This window comes from Parabacteroides sp. merdae-related_45_40 (genome assembly GCF_001915675.1).
In genome coordinates this window covers 69,257-92,075 of the sequence record NZ_MNQY01000031.1, presented here as the reverse complement: position 1 = coordinate 92,075, position 22,819 = coordinate 69,257, and the positions used below count along the sequence as shown (strand labels likewise).

Here is a 22,819-nt window from a genome sequence, read left to right as displayed (position 1 = left end):
AAACCGGCAGACGCTCGGAGATTACCGGGAGGCGGAAGAAGAATTGCTTCAGGCTATCGGGATACTGCCGGAGAGATTGTATCCATATTATTTGTTAGCAAAGCTATATGCAGAGCCGGAGTTCTACCAGGTGGATAAATTGCGGGCTGCCGCCAGTGTCGTGCTGACCAAAAAGCCGAAGGTGGAAACGACCGCAATCCGGGAAATGAGGGAAGAAGTAAAAAAGATAATAGACAAGGGCGACTTTGATTGAATATTCTATTTGTGATTAAAAGAGACTCTGTATAGATAAAGTTTTTCTTGCAACTCTTTGTTTATTAAAAAAAAGCCTCTATCTTTGCAGCCCAAATTGGTATGAGAATAAGATAATAATAAATAATATACAGAAAGATGAAAAGAACATTTCAACCTTCCAACCGGAAAAGAAAGAACAAGCACGGCTTCCGTTCAAGAATGGCTACAGCTAATGGCCGCAGAGTATTAGCTTCTCGTCGTGCTAAAGGAAGAGCTAAATTAACAGTTTCTGACGAATACAACGGATAATTCTTTCCGTTTGAAGATTTTTCATAAAGAAAGTAGAGGTTTTTACTAAAAAGCCTTTACTTTCTTTGTTTTAACGGCTTTGTTTTCTACTTTTGATCCGCCGACAAATACAAGATAGAAATGAAAGACTTTTTGGTTAAACTGATAAAAAATCCGTACGTCTTAAATCTGTTGCTGGCTGTGGTCGTGGCATGTGCTCTGGTGTTCGGAACATTGAAGTGGCTCGACTCGTACACCCGGCATAATGAGGCTGTGGTAGTGCCGGATGTTAAAGGATTGGGAATGGAAGAGGCCGCCGAATTTTTCAAGAATAGTAATCTACGCTATAACGTGATCGATTCCGTCTTTTCAAAAGACGTGAAGCCCGGTGCGATTGTCGAGCTGGTCCCGATGGCCGGTTCGAAGGTGAAGGAAGGACGTATCGTGTTCGTCACCGTGAATGCGCTCACTTCGCAGATGGCGACAATCCCGGAAGTGGAAGACCTTTCGTTCCGGCAGGCTTACGCCATTCTTCGTGCCCGCGGGTTTGAAAAGATCGAGATCGAATATGTCCCCGGTGATTTTAAAGACTTAGCTCTTGGTGTCGAGCTGCACGGGCGTGTTTTGCAGAAAGGCGAGCATGTACCGCTTACCGCTCCGTTGGTGTTGAAGGTCAGTAGTGGGGATGCTGAGATGCCGGCCGACTCGCTCGGACTACCGGATGACAGCGTGCCGGTCGAATCGTTGGATAGTGAAGAAGAAAACTGGTTTTAACTATGGATGAGTTTTTAGACGAAATGGATGATGAACAGGTAGACGACCTGTTACAACCGGAAGAGGGTGAAGATAAGGCTCCTCAACTGTATGAACACTTCCGCTTCGTGGCCGATCGCGGGCAGTCGTTGTTGCGTGTGGATAAATTCCTGGTAGACCGGATGTTCGGTGCTACGCGTAACAGGATACAGTCGGCTGCCGATGCCGGTTGTATCATGGCAAACGGCAAACCGGTGAAAAGCAATTACCGGGTGAAACCGGAGGATGTTGTGACAATTATGATGACACGACCTCCGCGGACTTTCGAGATTCTCCCTGAAAATATCCCTATAAAGATCGTGTACGAAGATGACGATCTGCTGGTGGTCGACAAACCGGCAGGGTTGGTCGTACATCCCGGACACGGAAACTATACCGGAACGCTGGTGAATGCCCTTGCTTGGTATTTGAAAGACGATCCTACCTACGATCCCAATGATCCTGCCCTGGGACTCGTCCATCGTATCGATAAAGATACATCCGGCCTGCTGGTTGTCGCCAAAAAGCCGGAAGCGAAAGCACACCTCAGTATGCAATTCTTCCATAAGACAACCAAGCGGGAATATCGGGCCTTGGTGTGGGGGATCGTGCGTGAAGACGAAGGACGGATAGAAGGCAATATAGGCCGTAACCCGCGTGACCGTATGCAGATGACGGTTTTCCCAGAAGGCGACCAGGGAAAGACGGCGGTCACCCACTATTCTGTTTTGGAACGTCTAGGCTACGTCACGCTGGTGAAATGCCGTCTCGAAACCGGACGTACGCATCAGATACGTGTCCACATGAAATATATCGGGCATACGCTATTCAACGACGAACGTTATGGCGGAAACGAGATCCTGAAAGGAACAACCTCTTCTAAATATAAACAGTTTGTCGATAACTGTTTCGCCATTTGCCCGCGGCAGGCACTCCATGCCAAGACGCTGGGTTTTGTTCATCCGACTACAGGCGAGGAAATGTTTTTTGATTCCGAAATACCTGCCGACATGACTGCGTTGATCGATAAATGGCGCGTATATGCAAATACTAAAGAATTATAGATGATGAAAAGGAACATTGCTATTGTAGCCGGAGGCGATTCCTCCGAAATCGTTATTTCATTAAAAAGTGCGGAAGGAATCTTCTCTTTTCTTGATAAAGACAAATATAATGTATATATTGCCATCGTAAAAAGAGACGAATGGGCGGTAAAACTTCCCGGCGGGGAACACACACCAATAGACAAGAATGATTTTAGTTTCCGTGAGAACGGCGAGATCAGACATTTTGATTTCGCCTATATTACGATCCATGGAACTCCGGGAGAAGACGGACGTCTGCAAGGATATTTCGATATGATCGGAATGCCGTATTCTTCTTGTGGTATGTTTGTAAGCGCACTTACGTTCAACAAGTTTGCCTGCAATCATTATCTGAAGGGATTCGGTGTCGATATTGCCCGTTCTATACATTTGTTTAAAGGACAGACTGTGACAGACGAAGAAGTGGTCAGTCGTTTGGGGCTTCCGGTCTTTGTGAAGCCGAACGACGGCGGCAGTAGTTTCGGAGTGACGAAAGTGAAAGAAGCCTCGGCTATCCAGCCGGCGATTGACAAGGCTTTCAGTGAAGGCCGGGAAGTGGTCATCGAAAGTTTTATCGACGGGACCGAGGTTACATGCGGTTGCTATAAGACATCCGATAAGGAGGTGGTGTTCCCGCTCACCGAAGTCGTAACGGATAACGAGTTCTTCGATTTTGACGCCAAGTATAACGGACAGGTACAGGAAATAACGCCGGCCCGTATTTCTGCAGAACAAACAGAAAAAGTACAACGCGAGACATCGAGGATTTACGACATATTGGGGGCGAAAGGTCTGATCCGTGTGGATTATATCATTCCGGCGGACGGTGAACCAAAATTGCTCGAAGTCAATACGACTCCCGGTATGACGGCAACCAGTTTTATCCCACAGCAGGTACGGGCTGCCGGTCTGGAGATGAAAGATGTGATGACAGATATTATAGAAAACGAGTTTAACTAATTGACAATGAACAATTGCCAATTGCCAATTATATGAGAAACGAATTGTCGATTGTCAGTTGTCCATTGTCAATTGTCAATTATAAAAATATGGAAGTTCCTATTAATGATTTTGACGATATCCGTCCGCTGAATAACGACGAGGTGAAAGACGCGATCGAATCGCTGATAGCCAACGAAGATTTTGAGCGGGCCTTTCGGTATATAAATCCGGATGTGAATTGGAAAGAGTTTTCAGAAACCATGCGTTCCTTCAAGACAAAGGAGGATTTCAAAGCGAAGTTGGCATATGAAGCGGTAATGATGGTGGCAAATAAAACCACTTTCTCACTGACGATTTCCGGTCGTAGCCGTTTGCCGAAGGACAAAAAGCCTTGTACCTTTATTTCTAATCACCGCGATATTGTATTGGATGCCTCTTTTTTGAACGTCATGCTGTATGATGTAGGGTATGGAATGACACAGGTTGCTATTGGTAATAACTTGTTGATCCGTCCGTGGATCGAAACGCTGGTTCGTTTGAACAATAGCTTCATCGTGAAACGCAATGTCCCGGTGCGCCAGATGTTGGAAGTGAGCAAAGTCCTTTCCGCTTATATCCGTCGTACGATCACGGAGACGAAAGAATCCATCTGGATCGCGCAACGTGAAGGTCGTGCCAAGGATTCGGATGACCGTACCCAGGGCAGTATCTTGAAGATGCTGAACATGAGTGGTGACAAGGATATCCTGTCAAACCTGATGGAATTGAATATTTTTCCGGTTGCAATCTCGTACGAGTTCGATCCGTGCGATTTCCTGAAAGCAAAGGAGTTTCAGCAGAAACGCGATGATCCGGACTTTGTGAAGAGCCAGCGTGACGACCTGTTGAGCATGGAAACCGGTATCCTGAATAACAAGGGACGTGTTCATTTCACCTTGACGTCGCCGATTAACGATCAGTTGGCGCAATTGGATCCGAATATGGAAAAGAACGAGTTGATCGCCGCTATCGCCTCCATTATCGATAAGGAGATTTACAAGCACTATCGTTTTTATCCCTGCAACTATGTTGCCTATGATATGCTGACAGGCACACGCCGTTTCAGCGAACATTATGGACTGAAAGATAAAAAGCAGTTTGAAGATTATCTGCAAGGTCAGTTGGATAAGATCGTATTACCGAACAAGGATGAAGCTTTTTTGCGTACGAAAATCTTGGAAATGTATACGAATCCATTGAAGAATTTTTTTGCTAATCAGGAATAAGGCCAAACGTGTTTCATCACGATCTTTCAGGCCCGGATTTCACATCGTGTGATTCGGGCCTGAATTATTTCTGTTAGTAAGTTGGATTTTGTTTAGGCACACCTTTTTCTATTTATTCTCTTTCGCGTAATTCGACGGGCTCATACCGAATTGCTTGATAAAGGCGGACCAGAAATAAGACTGGGAGCTGAAGCCTGTAGCTTCCGAAATCTCATAGATCTTCATATTCCCCTGTATCAACAGCTCAGCGGCCTTTTTCAGACGGCTTATCTTGATCAACTCGTTAGGAGTCAGGTCGGAGATGGCACGGATTTTCCGGTACAAGGTCGGGCGACTCAGGTGCATCAGGTCTGCGATCATATTTACATCTAAGGCTGGATTGCCGATATGCTCGTTGATGATCTCGTTCAGCTTTTCCAGAAAACTTTCGTCCGCTTTGGTATAGGCCATCGATTTCATATTCGCTATAGGAGAGTTGAAATAGAATTTGCGTATATTGTCGCGGTTGGAGATCAGATTGGAAATCTGCGCCATCAGCAGGTTGGTGGAGAAGGGTTTGTCCAGGTAAGCGTCGGCTCCTAATTCCAGACCTTCCAGGCGTGACTGTATGGTGTTTTTGGCTGTCAGCAGGATGACTGGGATATGGCTGAATTCGATCTCCGTCTTTACCTCTTTCAAAAGGGCGAAGCCATCCATGACAGGCATCATCACGTCGCTGATGATCAGTTGAATGCTGCGTTTCTTTAATAACGTGATTGCTTCGGCTCCGTTTCCGGCTATCTCTACATTATATAACTGGTTGACTTCATCGGCGATGAAAACGGCCATTTCTTTATTGTCTTCGACGATCAGGATCGTCGGGCGCGATTCGTCGTGGACGAATTCTATTTTTTGAGGTACGGTTTGCGTTATAGCCTCTTCTTCTGTCTGCTTGATGGATTCGGGCAGCTTGACGGGCAAGGTCAGGCGGAACATCGTCATGGATGGGCTGTCGGCAAAAGTCTCCAACTGCAAGCTACCGTGGTGCATCTCTGCCAGTGAACGTGCCAAGGGCAATCCAAGCCCTGTCCCCGGTTTATCCGTAGCGCCTTCTTTCACCCGGAAGAAAGGTTCGAATATTTTTTCCTTTAATTCTGCAGGGATAGGAGTGCCATCGTTGATAAAGTCTATCGTGAATGTCTCATAATCGGGAGAAAGTTGCAGGCGTATGATGATGCTGCCGGATGCATATTTGATTGCGTTCGTAAACAGGTTGCTGAATATCTTTGTGATCGCTTCTTTATCCACGAACACGTACAATTCCGGCAAAGACAAGTCGAGGTTCAGCAACAGGTTGTGTGCCGTTGCCGATTCTTGGAACCGCTTGGCTGTATCGTTTAGGAGCGAGACGATCTCCGTTCGGACGAAACTGAGGCGGTATCCTTCTATCTCTGTTTTGCGGAAGTCCAACAATTGGTTGACCAATGACAGGAGGCGGGATACATTTTTATCCATCAACGTAAGCGACTTATTCTCTTTTTCCCCGATCTTGTCGGATTTCAGGAGACGTTCGAGCGGGTTCTTGATCAGGGTGAGCGGCGTACGGATCTCATGAGCGATATTGATGAAGAAATCGATCTTGGCCTGATACAGTTCCTTCTCTTTCTGATCTTCGAACAACTGCATGTTGTAGGCCATTGCCCGTTTGGTTTTCCGGCGCCAAGACCAGAAGAAGCCGACGATGATGGCGAGAGTGACGACAATATAAGAAGCATATGCCGGAGTCGATGCCCACCAAGGGGGCAAAACGGTAATATTCAGTCGTGTCGGAGTGTCGCTCCAGTTGTTCGACAGGTTGGCAGCCCGTACCTCGAAGGTGTAGTCGCCCGGATGTAATTCAGCGAAATAGACCGTGTTGCGTTCTCCGATCGGAATCCATTCCTTGTCCATATTTCCCATCCTGTATGCATACTGGATGGATTTAGGGGCGATGAAGTTGAGTGCGGAGAAGTTGATGCTGAATGTGGATTGCTTGTAGGTCAGCGTGATCTTCTTAGCCTCTGATTCGGCGGAAGAGTTGATGATGCGTTTCTCTCCGGCTTCATTCTGGATTTCGAGGCTTCCCAAATGGACGTTCATCTTCTCGGCTGCCGGGATTACTTCGGATGGCTTGAAATGGATAAAGCCTTTGACCGAACCGAAATAGAAAGTCCCTTCGTTGTCTTTGAAGGCGGAGTTATCGTTGAATTGGCGAGTGATGAGTCCGTGGGATTCCGTGTAGGTCGTGATCTTACCAGTTCCTGTTTCCAGGCTGACCAGTCCGTTGGCCGTACTGATCCATAAGGTTTCGTTTTCGTCAGGTAGGATGCGGAAAGCAACATTGCTCGGCATACCGTTTTTGACGGTGTAATGTAGGGATTCGCCGGTTTGGAAGTCGTATTTGATAACCCCTTCTACGGTAGCAAACCACATATTGCCGTCTTTGTCCTCGCAGGCGTCGTTAACGAAATTGTGGCGTTGGGTGTTCAATTTGTCGTACGGCAGATACATGCCGGTATTGCTGATCGGATTATAATAGAAACTGCGGTTGAACATGCCGGTCCAGATTCTTCCTAAGCGATCTTCGTAGATGCAGTTTACTGCGAAAGGAGGAAATTGCGGGGCATACAGGAAACGGTCGTTCAGGAAGTCATATTTATAGATACCGTCATCGGTCCCGACATAGACTTGTCCCTCCTGCAATACTTTGATGCAACGGACGGTGCTGTTCTTTACCGTCAGCGAGTCTTTCAGCAGGTTGTAATGCTTGATAACCTTTCTCGTCTTGATATCCATCAAGTCGATGCCGTGGATAACGTGTCCGATCCAGAGCCGGTCACCTGATGCAGCCAAGCCTCGGATATTGGTGTGCGACAAGCCGTTTCCCCCCGGAACCGGCTGGTAGTTGGTGAATGTCCCGGTTTTCTTTTCCAAGCAGTTGATGCCCGCATCTTCCGTCCCGACCCATATATTACCGTATATATCGGTACAGATATCGCGGATCACTTCTCCTTTCATCGAATACTGCCCGTCCCAGGGATAATGCACATGGAAAGGGCGGAAAGGGGAATAATAGTTGAGGCCGTTTTGGTGGAAACAAATCCAGATGCCGTTCTCCCTGTCTCGGCAGAATGCAGAGATAAAATGGCTCGATAAGGCGTATGGGTCCAACGGGTCCTGGCGGATACGGGTACACTCGCCGGTGTTGACCTTATAGATAAACAAGCCGGAGTCTGTCCCGATCCACAATTCGTCCTTGTCTTTTTCGAGGAAGCTGTTGATCAGGATCGTAAGCTGGTTGATCTTTTGAATGTTCAGATCCTGGTAGTCGCGTGTGGCCGGATCGAATATCTTCACGTCGTCATGCTCGAAAGCGATGTAAATGCGATCAGTCGTAGGAGAGGGATATAACATGGAAAGTTTCCGTGGCGTGTTCGGGGATGAGTGGGCGAATACATTATAGGACTCCATCGTCTCGTCTTCCGGATTCAACAATGAAATCAACCCGTCCGAACTCCCGATCCAGATACTGTTTTCGCGGGTAATGCAAAAAGTGGTGTAGCTTTGGTTGTCTTCCGGAGCGAAGATACGGAACTGGCTGTCCTCCGTATTGAACCGGATCAGGTTACCGTCCATCAGTATCCATAGTTTATTGTCTTTGTCGAACTGGAAGATGTCGATCCCTTTGTCTGCTGTGAAAGGAATGTGCCGGAACGATTCCTTTTCATCGTCATACTGATATAATCCCGAAAGCGTCCCTACCCACAAGTCGCCGTTCATGTCGCACCCCAGGCATGTGATCCAGTTGCTTCCCAATGTCTCGGTTTCGTCGGGGTCGTTACGGAATACTTTGAACGTATATCCGTCGAAGCGGTTCAGACCGTCGCGTGTCCCGATCCAGATATATCCTTTCCTGTCCTGCACGCAACAAGTGGCCATATTGTCGCTGAGTCCGTTTTCGACCTGATAATGGCGGAAAAGATAGTTACTGTCGTCTGCATATGTCCGGGTGAGACAAAATATGAATAGGATGGATAAGATTAACTTCAGATGTTTCATATATGACTTTGCTATTATGGGCGAAAGATACTGAAAAATGTATTATGGATTTCCTTTTATTGTGTCACGGATTTCATAAATCATCTCAATAAGGATGATAACGGCAGAGAATGAGATGAATACGGAAAAGATTGCAACAAGGTCAAACAAACCGGCCGTGGAGGAATCGATACATTTGTACCATGTGAAACACAGGTAATAAAAACCTTTTATTCTAATAATATGAATACTCTTACTACAAAACAAGGAATCGGAACGAAGGTTCAACTCTGCACAATGATGTTTATGCAGTATATGCTGAGTGCAGTCTGGTGGGTTCCTTTAGCTGCTTACCTTTCCCATACGCTTAAATTGGAAGTGTATCAAGTCTCGTTGGTATTAAGTGCGATGGCTATCGGTGCGATGGCATCCTCTTTTATCGGCGCGATAGCCGACCGTTATTTTGCCGCAGAGAAGATCTTGGCTGTATTGAATATACTGACAGGTGCCTTTTTGCTTCTGGCTGCCCAGCAGACATCATTTGTTCCTCTTATGGCATGTGTCGTGCTGGCCATGCTTTGCCATATGCCGACACAGAGCCTGACCAGTACGATCGCCATGAGCCATACGCCTTCGGAACAGTTTCCGCGTATCCGTATGTTCGGTTCGGTAGGATGGGTAGCTTCCGGTATCTTCAGCGTGATCGCCCTTCATGTGATGCATTTATCCGCTTTCGATGATACGAACCTGCCGATGTATTGCGGCGCCGCTGTCTGTTTCGTGGCTGCGCTTCTGAACTTGCGACTGCCGCACACCCCGCCTTCGGTCGATAAGAGTGCCGGTATCTCGGTGATGGATATAACCGGCTTCAGCGCTTTCTCCCTGATGAAGGATAAGAATTACCGGGTTTTTATGATTCTGACGTTCTTGGCTATCATCCCGTTCAACTTGTACCATGTATATGGTTCGATGATTCTCGCCGACGAGCATGTGCAGAATATAACGGTGACGCTGAACCTTGGGCAGTTGGCCGAAATGTTTTTCCTGGTCATCACCACTTCTATACTGATAAAGTCGGGGATTAAGAATACCTTGATCTTCGGTATGATCGCTCTCGTGGTCCGGTATGCTTCGTTCTATATCGGTGCGGAGACCGGTCTGCAATGGTTCTATTATATCGGGATTATCGTACACGGGTTGATCTTCGGCCTCTTCTTTGTCGGTGGCCAGGTCTATACGGACAATGTGGCTCCAAAAGAAATGAAAGCACAGGCACAGGGTTTGCTCTTCTTCCTGGTGTGGGGCATCGGCTTCCTGATCGGGACGCTTTGGAATGGCTGGCTGATCGGCCTTTTCCGTGACGGGGATAAATGTGATTGGCCTGTCGTCTTTGCCATCTCGACCCTGTTCTCGTTCGTCTTGTTGATCCTTTTTGTCTTTTTATTTAAACCGGTAGCATTAAAGACTAATAAATAGTAAAGAGTAGTAAAGTAATAATTTTATCAAACCCTTTTAATTCTCAAGATCAAATATATTATCACACGCCAGATGTAATGCGGGCTGTCCAACAACTTTGGATGGCCCGCTTTTATTGATGGGAATTAGCTCCGGGCACTTATTTTTCCTTTTTCATAGTTACTGTTTTTTTATTTGTTACGTGATCTACAAATATGTATATTGTATTATTAATTAATCAACAAATACACAGGTATTAACAGCATTACTACCACTCCTTTACTTTTCGCCCTTAGTCGAAAAGGTTTTTGACCAGTGTCGAAAGGGCTTTTGACCAAGGGCGAAAAGGTTTTCGACTAAAGGCAAAAGGTCTATGAGCAGGCAGTTTGACAACAGTAGCATGGCGATTGTCATTTAAATAGAACCTTCCGGGGCCCGACTTTATCCCTGATGGAGGCAGACGTAAGCGGTGAAACTCCTTTTACTACCGGCATTCATCTGTCCGATGCCGACAGAAAGGAATGACACTGGCGTATGTTTCTTAACATACTCTTTTGGGTGACATAATGTTAGCCTTATTTCTTATCTTTGGGACAAGGACGTGAGAAACACTTACAGTCTGCTAATTTTAAATCTGAATGAAGATGAGACCGGAAGATTACATCACCCGTGAGGGGAAGTTTGGTGCGCACAACTATCATCCCCTGCCTGTCGTTCTCCAGAAGGGAGAAGGTGTTTATGTTTGGGACGTGGAAGGAAAACGATATTTTGATTTCCTGTCCGGCTATTCCGCCCTGAGCCAAGGGCATTGTCATCCGAAGATCATTAAGGCACTTACCGACCAGGCACAGCAGTTGACACTAGTGTCGCGTGCTTTCCATGCCGATATTTTAGGAGAGTACATGGAGTTTGCCTGCAAGTTCTTCGGGTATGACAAACTGTTGCCGATGAACACCGGAGCCGAGGCGGTCGAAACGGCTCTGAAGCTGGCGCGGCGCTGGGGATACCGGGTGAAGGGGATAACCCCTGAACATGCGAAGGTCGTCGTCTGCAGCGAGAACTTTCACGGACGGACGATCACGATCATTTCTATGAGTACCGATCCCAGTTCGTATGCGGACTTCGGGCCTTATACGCCTGGTTTTATCAAAGTGCAATATAATAATGTGGCCGAATTGGAAGAGGCATTGAACGATCCGGACGTAGTCGGTTTCTTGCTGGAACCTATACAAGGGGAGGCTGGCGTGGTCGTCCCCGACGAGGGGTATTTGCGTAAGTGTTATGACCTCTGCCGGCAACATAACGTCCTCTTTATCGCCGATGAGATCCAGACGGGTATCGGACGCACCGGTAAACTGCTTGCCTGTGATTATGAGAATGTCCATCCTGACATACTGATTTTAGGTAAGGCTTTATCCGGAGGTGTCACTCCTGTCTCGGCGGTCTTTGCCGACGATGAGATCATGTTGACGATCGCTCCGGGTGAACATGGTTCCACCTATGGCGGTAACCCGTTGGCTGCCCGTGTAGCGATAGCTGCCCTTGAGGTGGTGCGTGACGAGCATCTTTCGGAGAATGCTTTCGAAATGGGTATCCTTTTCCGCAGTGAAATGGAGAAGATCGACAATCCGATGATCCGCCAGGTGCGTGGAAAAGGACTTTTGAATGCTGTTGTCACTGAGCCGCGAGGTGGAAAAGCGGCCTGGGATATCTGTTTGGCACTGAAAGAAAAAGGATTGATTGCCAAGCCAACGCACGACCATATCATCCGTTTCACTCCTCCGTTGGTCATTGACCGGGATCAGATGATGGAGGCTATTGGCATTATTAAAGATACGTTCGCTCAATTTTGATTGCCTATGAAGATAAATGTGATAGGAGTACCTCTCAATTTAGGGTGTGACCGCGAAGGTGTGGAGCGTGCTCCGAACCATCTGCGTGAACGGGGCCTGATGAGGATTATCCGTAAAAACGGACATCGGGCCTTCGATCTGGGTAATCTGTATGTCCCTTTGGTTTCGGAGGCGGATAAGTTTGCCAGAGGGCGGAGCTTGAAATATCTGGATGCGATTGTCGAAGTCAATAATAACCTGGCAGAGCTGGTCTACGACACGTTGCGCGGAGGGGCTTTCCCTTTGGTGATAGGCGGAGATCATTCGTTAGGGTTGGGCAGTGCGTCAGGGGTGGGGAAGAGCTTTGATGATTTCGGTATCATCTGGTTGGATGCGCATGGCGACATCAATACGAGCGAGACTTCTCCCAGCGGTAATATTCATGGGATGCCGCTTAGCGCCTTGATGGGGATGGGGAGCGAAGAATTAGTCAATATCTATGCGCCCGGCAATAAGGTGAACCCGCAGAATGTCTTCCTGGTCGGGACCCGGAGCCTGGATGAAGGGGAGCAGGCTTTGATCGAGCGTGAGCAGTTAAGCGTTTACACGATGGACATGATCCACCTGAAGGGTATCGGTTTTGTTGCCGAAGATATCAAACGGAAGCTAAAGGAACGGAAGATACGGAATGTCCATTTCAGCATAGACGTGGACAGTATCGATCCCCGCTTTGCACCCGGTACAGGGACACGCGTGTGCGAAGGGTTGATGCCGGACGAGTTCAAGGATTTCGTCGAACATATACTATCCACCAATCTGATCAAGTCGATGGATCTGGTCGAGCTGAATCCCGAACTGGATGTGAACGATCAGACAACCAATCTGTGCTTGGACATAATCGATTATATAACAGCCCGTTTGTAAGCGGATTCTATTGTTGAGAATGGGACTTGGGGTTCCTCGTAGAAGAAACTGTCTTGAAACTCCAAGAGCCGTTCTTGAAGCGTAAGCATATTCGAAACCGTTTTTTAGAACGGATAACCGATTGCCAGATGGACGCCCATGCCGTCTTTGAAGTCCGGAATATTGTAATAGCCTTTCTTTCCCGTATCGTACGGTACGTGCAAGCCGATTCCCCAATCCAGGCGGATAACGAGGAAGGTCAGGTCGTAGCGTAGTCCGATACCGGTTCCTAAAGCCAGGTCTTTCAGGAAACGGCCCCATTTCAACTGTCCGCCGGGGCGGCTTTTGTCGTAGCGTAGCAGCCAAACGTTGCCGGCATCGAGGAAAGTCGCTCCGTGCAGATCGCCCAAAATCGGGAAACGGTATTCCAGATTGGCTTCAAATTTGATGTCACCGGTCTGATCCAAATAGCCGTATTTTGAGTCGGTCGGGCGATAACTGCCCGGTCCGATGCTTCGGATCGTGAAAGCCCGGATACTGTTGGCACCGCCTATATAAAATTGTTCGCTGTAAGGTGTCGTGATCGAATTGCCGTAGCTATATGCGACTCCGGCCATCAGGCGTCCGACCAGGTGTTGCTTCTTTCCGAGATAATAGTTGTATCGTATTTCGCTCGTCAGTTTGGCAAACTGGGCGAAGCGGTTCCCTAACAGTTTCTTATCCCGTTTGTTAAAGCTCTTACCGGCGATGGCATAGGCACCGTCGAGAATAAGGCCCGCCTGTGTGATGGAAGACTGCCACCAGAGATGGTTCTTTTTGGTAGTGATGGGAGAATCGTCATACGTGTATGTATAGCCCATCGACGGGATGAACTGGTTCTCGAGGCTTCGCCCCAACGCCTTGTTGACATCTACGATGGAGTCGAATTCATGCGTCGTATGCTGCAACAGCGAGTAGGTCAGCTTGAACGGCGTCACCGAATGGTGGCTGGTCGCCGATGGCTGGAACTCGTACGAGGCGCTTCCGCCGAATGCCAGCATCTTGAAGAATTTGGCACGGTTCAACTGATCCGCATAGATACGGAAAGAGGTACTGGAAGGGTATTTCGTATCATGCTTTATCAAACTGGGGAAAAGTACCCGCGGGAAAGTCAGCGTACCGCTGATACCGAACTCCCAGCTGTTGATCGCCGAGCTGTTGCCCGAAACCCGTTTGCCGGTCTGCCATTCGTAAGAACCGCGCATACTGACGCCGAATGTCTCCCCTCCTCCGAATATATTCCGTTTGGTAACGCTGAAAATGGCGCCCGGTCCTGTCTGGTCATTGCTCTTGGTAGTCACGTTCAGTTCCAGTTCTCCATCCAGAGGAAGGTCGTAAACGGTGTTGATCTGCAAGTTCAACGTATCGCAACGGCGGGCGGTATCTTTGGGGATATATTGCATTTCCGAATAACGGAAAATGCCGAGACGGGAGAAGCCGGTCTGGGTCTTTTCCTGCTGTTGCTGCGAATAGAGATCGCCGGGGCGGAATTTCAGCCGGTCGTACAGCACCTTCGGACGGACACGCAACTTCCCTTCGTAAAAGATGGTCATATCTTTATACCGGATGGAATCTGTCGGTGGCTCGTTGTTGTAGCCGTTCAGGAATACCGATATGTCGCCTATCTTCCAGGGGCGCAGTACGGTGCGTGGCAGCCCTGGCTTTGTGGAGATACGGAGCGCTACCTTTCCGGGATTCATGATCGTATCGGCCTGGTAGCTGATAAATTCGGGACGGAAATAGTAATACCCGTTGTTACGGAGTAGGGAAGAGATGCGTTGGCGTTCGGCTTCGAGTTGTACGACATTGAAATTATCTCCGTCGCGCAGAAGCCGGTCGCCGATGTTGCGCTGGACGAGTGTGTCGATGCGATGCCGTAGCCGGACGTAAGCAATGCTGTCGTATGTGTAGGCATTGTTCATCTCCACCTTGTAGCTGATCTTTGCCTTTTTGGGGTTCTTGGGGTCCGGTTCCACCTCGTAGGAAGTCGCTCCGTTGAAGTATCCATATTCGCGAAGCAGGTTATAGGCTACCTTTGTCCGGACTTCCGGATTGACCGTGTTGATGAAAACGGGTTTGGATGCCAGTTTATTGAATATCCATTTACCCACTTTTCCCTTTCTGTTCACGAATGCATTGTACATCCATAGTCCGAACGGCAAAGGGATACGGATAGACGAACTCCCTAGCAGGGCGTTATTGGGCGGATAGGCAAGAGCGGCCTCTATTTCCGTCAGCGCCTCTTCCCCTTCCTTGCTTTTGTCCTCATTCGTCACTTCAATCTTCTTGATTCCCGTATATAAAACTTCCCCCTCCGGCAAATTCTTCGTTGTAGAGCAGGAAGCAAGCAGGAATAACGAAATATATGCAATATATTTGATGTGTTTCATTTTTTCTCTTCTGTTTGTTTGTCGTCCGTTACCGGTTTGGGCTTGTTTTTTTTAAAGATGAAGAGTTCACGGAGGTGAAGCATCTTTTTGCGCAGGACGATACCGGCACCGGTTTCTGTGATCTCGCCTTCCAGCAGACTCTCGTAGTTCTTGTCGTGGAAGAGCTTGATGTAGCGGGTTCCGCTGCCGTCGAGACGGTATTCGATCGAAACGTTGTCGATGAACTGCTGCGACTGTCCGGCGTTGACATCCTGTCCGGTCGAAACACGTCCGCCCAGTATGATACTGATCCGGTCGTTGTAGAACCGCTTGGCGAAGCGGAAGGAGAAGTCTGTCCGCTCCCCGCCCGATCCTGTGCCGTTCTGGTCGTACTGCTCCATGCCCAAAGTGATATCCACAGACTTCAAGGCGCTACCCGCGATATTGTTGATCTCGCTTTGCAGGAAGCTGTTCAGGGCGGCTCCCATATCGAGGCTCGGTTTCTTTCCGCCGCCGCCGACATCGCTCATGTTGAGGTACATCCCTGTGACAAGCATCGTAACGGCGATCTGCGAGCGTTGTCCTTCGCCCATCTTGTCCAGTTCCTGTTGCATGGATTGGTCTTCCGGTGCGGAGAGGATAAATTGCAGTTGCAGGTTCTCCAATGTCTGTTTGATCGCCACACCGACATTGAAGGTGACCAGACGTGAGCTGCCGTCGTCTTGTGTGACGGATGCCCGCATCCGTTCGGTTGCTGTCAGGTTCAGCATCGGGTCCATCGGGTTGCCGCTCCACTGGACGTAACTACCGTCCTGTATCGTGAACTCCTTGAGCGGAATAATCGGCATGGCATATTTTACCATGCCTCCCGAAAGTGTATAACGTCCGTTCAGGATCATTTCACCCTGTGTCGTATATTGGAATGACAAGTCGCCCCCTCCCTCCAGTTCCACACGGCTCGATTGGTCGGGGGTGATATCTGCGTTCAGACGGACGGCCTGGTCGATCCGGATCGTCATCAACATGTCCAGTCCGCCGATGGGCAGAGGTGCTTCCGGCCGGTGCCGGCGGGTCAGCAGCGTATCGGAGAAATCGGTAAAAGTCACAAGGTCTGCTAAGCGGTCTTGAGCCGTGAGCGGGGATTCCTGCATCACGTAAGTGACATTTGTCCCGCCCAACAGTTGTAAATCTCCTCGCATGATCAAGGCATCGAGCGGCCCCTTGACAGTCGAGTTGAGGTTGACAAGCAGCTTGCCGTACACCATGCTTTCCTTATTGCGTTTCACATTCAGCAGTTGCATGTCGTGGGCTGTCAGTTTCAAGTTTGCCGTCATTCGGGAAAGATTGTGAATGTCGATCGTTCCGTCGACTACGAACGGATTGATCCCCGATGCATAGATGTTGTATTTGTCGAAACTGATCAGATTATTCTTGATCTTGATATCCTGCTTGTCGAAACGGAAGGAAGAACCGACTGCCGTGACATATACCGCCGAGCTGTCCATCCGCACATACCCGTTGACGGCAGGGGCCGAGGTGGTTCCGGTTATCGCCAGTTCCCCTTGCAAGGCTCCCGTCAGTTTGGCCATCTTGTCCGGAATGAACGGGTTTACCATCTCCAATGGCAAGGCGGTGATGTTCATATTTCCGTCCAGATAATCCGTTTTTCCCATTTTGTAATAGGCATTGATCGCCGCAACCTCGTTACGGTCGCGGAAAAGGTGCATGTCGACCTGATGCTCCTTGTCGCTAAGTGGCAGGTAAACAGTGTTGAACATCAGTTCACCTACCCGTCCCCCTTCATAGAACAGGCTGTCGATATGAGCGTCCGCCACAACCATGAAGCTGCTGTCCGAAGGGGCATACTGCAAGTCGGCGCTAAGCATTCCTCGCATGGAAGGGAGGTCCGGGAATCCCTTCGTGATCGCATCTAGGTCTATCTGGCTTAGCTCGGCATGGATTTCTTCCATTCCTTCTTCTCCGGCAAGCGAGTGAATCCAGAGCGAAGCATTGTTTTCACCGGTCAGCCGGACATCGGCGGCAATATCCTTTATGTTGCGGTACAGGATATAATTATCGGTATTCAATTTAAATGTACGGAAAGCCAGTATAGGGTCTTCCGGGAAAAGATGCAGGCGCAATCCCTCTTTTTCCTTGTCGACACGAGCCCCTAACCGGATACCGGTTTTACCTTGGCCGTCGGTATATTTCAGTTTGGCATCGACAAAAGTGTTGCGGAGCTTTCCCAGCAAGCTGGCGGTGAAAGGTTGTTGTTTCCTGTATTTTGTCTTGATGACTTTCGTGTCGTACAACAAGCCGAGCGAATCCTGCCGGACAATGAGGCAGATCGTGTCGATCCGTGTTGTGTCCTGCATCAGGTTGAAGAGATCGGCATCGAGGAAGAAACCCTTTTCTGGTGAAGTGTTGGCTTCGATATTCAGGTTGTCGAAGGTAATATAATATTGTTGCAGGATGTTGTAGATCGGATTATCCTTACCGGCTGTGATTTTCAGGTCCATATCCGGGAGGAGAGGACGGAAAGATGGAATGTCGATCATCGAATCGCGTTCTAGCTGTTGGGTGAGACCTTCGTTTATTTTCGTGAACTTATCGGTCATCGTCTCGATATCCGCATTTCCGGTCAGGACGATTCCAAAGTCTCCGGCGTGGAAAGAGACGCGGGTAGTGTCTTTATCGCTGTGAGCGTGTAAAGTCAATGTTTTCGGGTGGAACTTACCGGTCGGATTTATCAGTTCCCAGTTACCGAGGGTAACGTCCACTTGGTTATTCTTTCCCATGTCTGTTTCCGCCTCTGCGAAAAGCTGGAAGGAGGTCGCCAGCGAATCATTCATAAAGTGCATGCCGTACAGGTCCAGGTTTTGCACGTCGGCGATTAGCATCGCATTCACTTTCTTCTTGTGGAGGGTTGCATTGAGCGACATATCCATCTTCGCAAGCGGATAATGGCTGAGCAGGTCGAATTTCAACAAGTTCTTTTCCAGCGAACCGTCTAACCTTACGTCGGATACGGCGTATGTCCCATACTCGATATTCGTAATCTTCCCCTCTAATTTAGCCCAAGTGGAAACGTCGAACGGATCATACCCTTTCCCCTCAGCACGGAACGAGGCGGCCAGGTGGTAAAGGGAATCTTTGGGTAAGAATTCGGTTGGTTTCAGGCTGTCAATCTTCAGGTCAGCCAAGTAAGACGCTTGTACGGGGTTATAACGTGCAGTCAGTCCGACCTTGCCTTCGCCTTGCGTGAGCAAAAGGTCGGCGCGGTACTCTTGGTTTTGCAAAGTCGCTTCCCCTTTCAGTTTCATTACCGGAAGGTTATAGCGTGACCGTTCGGATTCCGGTAGCATGCTGAGAACAAAGTCAAGATTCCCGGTTTGGGCATCCAGCTGAAACTTACCCGAACGGCGGATACTGTCTGCCACGGCTCTCATTTCTCCTGTGATATTCAGATTGAAGATGCCAGGCAGTTCGCCTTTCAGCTGGCGCAGCCGTAAAGCAGCCAGGTTCCCTTCTATTCCGGCTGTCAGGCTGATTTCTTTTTGGGGATAGGCTTGTTTGAACTCCTTGGGGAGAGGACCGGCAAAGATAAATACATCTTCTTTTCCTACCGAGGCTGTCAGCAGGCTATGGAGCGTACCGCTCGGTGTATTGTCGAACGTATTCCAGGGAACGGTTGCCAGCAGGCGGATCTCTGAGTAAGGTGTTTTCAACAGAAGCCCCGGAACCTGTATCGTCGTGCTGTCACTGCTGATGTCTCCGGTCAGTGAACTGAGCGTCAAACCCGAGCGGTCATTAGCAGAAAATTTTTTGATCCGTGCACTGATGTCCCTGCCTCCGTATAAAAGCGAATCGATCCGGATATTCACATCGTTCAAGGCTATATGTGCCGGATCGAAACCCGGCGCCGGGTCACTATAGCTACCGTCGTAGCTCAGGGAAGAGCCGGACAGCAGAAACTGGGATGCACTGTAGCGTGCCGATCCGAGGTCGACTATCCCGTCGGTTAATCCAGCCTTGTCGATATAGGTCGAAAGACGCAGCGAGTCGCCCGGCATCTGCATGGCAAACGCTACCCGATCCAGGTCGATTTGATCCAGCATCAATTTCCAGTTGACCGCCGTCGATGTCGTATCCTTGTTTGTTGTCGTGTCGTTCATCAGGAGAGTGATGGCTGTGTCCGAAAGGTCGATTTTGTTCAGCCGGGCGATCTCTTTTCCGAGGTCTATACGATCTGCTTTAGCATAGAGCTTTCCTAAAGTACCTTTGATCTCCATTCCCTCGATCAGGTTGCCAGTATTGGCTTTCACGCCGCGCAGGTCGATCGCATCCACCAAGACTTCTTTTTTCAGCAGTGGCAGCGGACGGATGTTGACTTGGAAACTTTCGAGTGACAATAACGTGTCGGGAGGAGTTATGACTTTCACGTCCCGGATCGTCAGATTCAGCGGGAAGGAAAGACGTATCTGCCCGATCCCGATATTCATACCGGTTGTTTCACTGGCATATTCGGTGGCTAGCCGCACAGCGAAATTCTGGAAGGGAGGTATATATAAAAGAATTGAAATCAAGATGACCAATACCATCGGTATCAGGCATATGATCCCTATTCGCTTCATCCAACGTCTCATTTGTTCTTATTGTGTGTTTTCGTTATAATCATAACGGTTAAAGGACCTGTTTTGTTTGACATTCCATTAACAAAAATAGGGAATAAATTAAAAATAAAGAAGTAATATCGATAAAACGGTAATAATAACTGCTTAGAGCCGTTATATTAAGGCTGAACATAAAAAGATTAAACGATGATTGGAATATCGGACCTGGAATACCTTTGTGCGGAAGTACGGCAAATAGCCCGTAAAGCCGGTGCATTTCTGCGTGATGAACGGCAAAAGTTCGATCGGGAGCGGGTGGAGGAAAAGAGTGCACACAATTATGTCTCGTATGTGGATAAAGAATCCGAACGGCGTCTGGTCGAACAACTTTCGACATTGCTTCCCGAAGCAGGGTTTATTGCCGAAGAGGGTTCGGGAAGCCTGACGGACGAGGAGTATTGTTGGGTGATCGATCCGCTCGACGGAACCTCCAACTATATCCATGATATGGCTCCTTACAGTGTCAGTATTGCCTTGCGGGATAGGGAAGAACTGTTGTTGGGTGTTGTATATGAGGTCTGTCGCAATGAATGTTTTTATGCTTGGAAAGGAAGTAAGGCTTATCTGGACGGTAAAGAAATACGGGTAACGGATGTAGCTGTTTTGGATAAGGCTTTTGTTGCGCTTGGTTTCCCCTATGATTCCGACCACTATCGTCCGGTCGCCCAAAAGCTGGTGGACCGTTTGTATGGTTATGCCGGGGGGACGAGGCTGTTGGGATCTGCTGCGGCCGAGCTCTGTTACGTCGCCTGTGGGCGATTCGATGCTCGGATAGAAGGACATCTCGGCCCGTGGGATGTTGCGGCAGGCGGCTTGATCCTGATGCAGGCGGGTGGCAGGCTGTCAGACTTTGCCGGTGGCGACACTTGGCCTTCTGCCGAGCAGGTGATGGCGAGTAACGGGGTGATACATGATAAGATCCTCCGCTTGTTGTAGTATTGTTTTTATCAATGCCGTTATTTCCTTTTCCAGTCCTTTTTGAGGGCTTTCTTTCGGATTAGGATGATTGGGATAAATATGATAGCTATCCAAAAGAGGCTGATCAACATAAGAGTTAGAGATGAAAGGTTCTCCGGCATCAATGCTTTGTCGGCCTGTTTATCGGGTATTGCTTCGGAATGTATCTTTTGGGCGGATAGATGAAAAAAGTCCTACCTATTTTTAGGTATGAATGTAAAGGGCAGAATGATTTATTTGTCGGAAAGAATCGTGATGAGGAGCGATATCCCTGCTAACAAGCCCTCGAAACTAATCAATTCTGGTGAAAGAGGTTGTGCCGAAACAGTCTTGTTCCCGCACAACCTTTTTATTTAAATAGATACAGGCAGATTAGGAATGGATCAATCGTTTTCTATCACACGGATCATGTCGAAGTAGAATTCGCCGGCTACTTCTGCTCCCTTTTCTACAACTCCCGTCTTTGTATCGTAGATGTAAATGATGGCATTAGTGTCGACTTCAGTGTTCACACCGAAATAAGCTTTCTCGTTGAAGACGACAGAACGCTGTGAGAAACGGCCGCCACTGTAAGCGAGTTCTTTTCCTTCATAGCTCAAACGTGTCCTTTCGCCTGTAGCAAGATCGATGATAGAATAATAATGGCTGTAACTGTCAATTGCTGTACCAGCAGCATCGTTGCGTGCATAAGCTAGAGCTTTGCCGTTTCCCAAATACTGGATGGTGAGCAATTTACCGTCTGCATTCGGATATCCTTCGTAAGTGGCGTCGAAATCGATTTCACCATTGTTGATACGCAACAGGTGTCCTTGTTCCAAATCGCCCTTTTCGGTGATTGCGGCGAGGTAGAGGTTACCGCTTTCATCATACATTACGCAGTCTTGCATCAATTCGCCGTAGGCACTTCCCGCCATTTCTCGGGCAAGCGAGTTGCGCTTGTTGCTTTCTACCGCCAGAGTGACAGGATCGAGCACTGCTGTATAAAAAGCAGTAGTGGTTTTGCCGCTTTTTCCTGAAAGACCGTTCTTCCCGTAATAGAAATAGAACAGTTTTCCCGTTTTTTCATTATAGGTAAGGATGCCCGATGTGGTGAATTTCTTTGTTTCTTCTCCTGTAACCTCTGATTCCGGTAGTAGGATGTCCAGTGTGCCTTCTGCCAGAATCGACATATTATCGGTGTTCAGCTTACTCCAGATGACCTTGCTTGCATCGCCGTTGGCAGCCATGACAACAAGCGTGTTGTCATCTATCCAGGCATGGGTGTAGGAGCGTACTTTGTATGTATTTGTCTTAAAGGGAGATGATGCACATTCTATTACTTTGTTATCTTTGATCTGATATTTTACGAAACGGTCGTTGCTTGAAGGGATCTGATAGTAATATTTCCCTTTCGAGATGCTTTCCATCGAGTAGTCTCCCAATTCGGTTCCTTCACCTTTAACAGTGATAGTCCCCATATCGGCTGTCAGTTTATTGACGCTGTTGACAACCGTCGTGTTCTTGCTGCTCATGCCGCCATGTTTTCCTACGGTCAGAAACAGGTCGAAATGATACTTGCTTTCGTCGAAGGCAGGTGCATCGTTGGTTACAGTCACTTCACAAGTGGCAGTGAATCCACCGTCGTCCGTTTTTACCTTGATTGTAGTCGAACCTTCGGAAATTGCTGTTACAATACCATTTTCTATTGTAGCGATATTCGTGTCCGAACTGCTCCAAGCGACAGTTGTAACAGCTGCATTTTCAGGAACGACAGTCGCAGTCAGTGTTCCTGTAGTTCCTGTTTTTAGTGTTAATGTGGTAGGAGTGATCGTGACACCGGTCACAGACACGTTTTTCAAATCATCGTCATCAGAACAAGCCGTGAAACCAAGTGAGATCAGGGCTGTCATGAAGGTGAGTAATGCAAATTTGAACTTCTTCATTTTTTTC

At 48.3% G+C, this 22,819-nt stretch carries 13 protein-coding genes and 1 pseudogene; 10 read left to right on the top strand and 4 right to left on the bottom strand.

Translation table 11 applies throughout. The features are described from left to right. From BHV83_RS01950 to BHV83_RS01925, 6 genes and pseudogenes are all read left to right on the top strand, one after another. Nucleotides 1–253: pseudogene (locus tag BHV83_RS01950) on the top strand (O-antigen ligase family protein); the annotation flags it as partial. Nucleotides 254–390: 137 nt separating this feature from the next. Next, nucleotides 391–543, top strand: a complete 153-nt coding sequence (gene rpmH, locus BHV83_RS01945) for a 50S ribosomal protein L34 (RefSeq protein WP_005633099.1) — start codon at nt 391–393, stop codon at nt 541–543. 120 nt (nt 544–663) lie between these two features. Further along, the gene (locus tag BHV83_RS01940) at nt 664–1,296 is read left to right on the top strand and encodes a PASTA domain-containing protein (protein WP_005650734.1); all 633 of its coding nucleotides are present in this window, start codon (nt 664–666) and stop codon (nt 1,294–1,296) included. 2 nt (nt 1,297–1,298) lie between these two features. Continuing rightward, nucleotides 1,299–2,378 carry an RluA family pseudouridine synthase gene (locus BHV83_RS01935; RefSeq protein WP_005633104.1) on the top strand — a complete coding sequence of 360 codons (1,080 nt, stop codon included), beginning with the start codon at nt 1,299–1,301 and terminating at the stop codon, nt 2,376–2,378. 3 nt (nt 2,379–2,381) lie between these two features. Next, complete coding sequence (locus BHV83_RS01930) at nt 2,382–3,359, top strand: D-alanine--D-alanine ligase (protein WP_005650732.1); 978 nt, start codon at nt 2,382–2,384, stop codon at nt 3,357–3,359. 89 nt (nt 3,360–3,448) lie between these two features. Beyond that, nucleotides 3,449–4,606, top strand: a complete 1,158-nt coding sequence (locus BHV83_RS01925; RefSeq protein ID WP_005633106.1) for a 1-acyl-sn-glycerol-3-phosphate acyltransferase — start codon at nt 3,449–3,451, stop codon at nt 4,604–4,606. Between the two features lie 108 nt (nt 4,607–4,714). Here BHV83_RS01925 and BHV83_RS01920 read toward each other — a convergent pair whose 3' ends face one another. After that, nucleotides 4,715–8,683 carry a hybrid sensor histidine kinase/response regulator transcription factor gene (locus BHV83_RS01920; RefSeq protein ID WP_270658314.1) on the bottom strand — a complete coding sequence of 1,323 codons (3,969 nt, stop codon included), beginning with the start codon at nt 8,681–8,683 and terminating at the stop codon, nt 4,715–4,717. A 222-nt stretch (nt 8,684–8,905) separates the two neighbouring features. Between BHV83_RS01920 and BHV83_RS01915 the strand changes: the two genes are divergently transcribed. The 3 genes from BHV83_RS01915 to rocF all read left to right on the top strand — a co-directional run bounded on the left by BHV83_RS01915 (nt 8,906) and on the right by rocF (nt 12,873). After that, nucleotides 8,906–10,138, top strand: coding sequence for an MFS transporter (locus BHV83_RS01915; RefSeq protein ID WP_005633115.1), 1,233 nt, complete (start codon nt 8,906–8,908; stop codon nt 10,136–10,138). Between the two features lie 623 nt (nt 10,139–10,761). Then, nucleotides 10,762–11,970: an ornithine--oxo-acid transaminase gene (gene rocD / locus BHV83_RS01910; protein ID WP_005650729.1), complete on the top strand. Its 1,209-nt coding sequence runs from the start codon at nt 10,762–10,764 to the stop codon at nt 11,968–11,970. A 6-nt stretch (nt 11,971–11,976) separates the two neighbouring features. Further along, nucleotides 11,977–12,873, top strand: a complete 897-nt coding sequence (gene rocF / locus BHV83_RS01905) for an arginase (protein ID WP_005646713.1) — start codon at nt 11,977–11,979, stop codon at nt 12,871–12,873. Between the two features lie 104 nt (nt 12,874–12,977). Here the strand turns inward: rocF and tamL are convergent, their stop codons facing one another. After that, complete coding sequence (tamL, locus tag BHV83_RS01900; protein ID WP_005650727.1) at nt 12,978–15,281, bottom strand: translocation and assembly module lipoprotein TamL; 2,304 nt, start codon at nt 15,279–15,281, stop codon at nt 12,978–12,980. Further along, a complete protein-coding gene (locus tag BHV83_RS01895; protein WP_195489572.1) occupies nt 15,278–19,906 on the bottom strand; it encodes a translocation/assembly module TamB domain-containing protein in 4,629 nt (1,542 codons plus the stop codon). The genes tamL and BHV83_RS01895 overlap by 4 nt, the downstream gene beginning before the upstream one ends. 174 nt (nt 19,907–20,080) lie before the next feature. On the opposite strand from BHV83_RS01895, the gene BHV83_RS01890 reads away from it, so the two are divergent. Further along, on the top strand, nt 20,081–20,869 hold the full coding sequence (locus tag BHV83_RS01890) for an inositol monophosphatase family protein (RefSeq protein ID WP_005633122.1): 789 nt from the start codon (nt 20,081–20,083) through the stop codon (nt 20,867–20,869). 404 nt (nt 20,870–21,273) lie between these two features. On the opposite strand, the gene BHV83_RS01885 is transcribed toward BHV83_RS01890, so the two are convergent. Further along, complete coding sequence (locus tag BHV83_RS01885; RefSeq protein WP_286755767.1) at nt 21,274–22,812, bottom strand: Ig-like domain-containing protein; 1,539 nt, start codon at nt 22,810–22,812, stop codon at nt 21,274–21,276. Nucleotides 22,813–22,819: the final 7 nt, after the last annotated feature.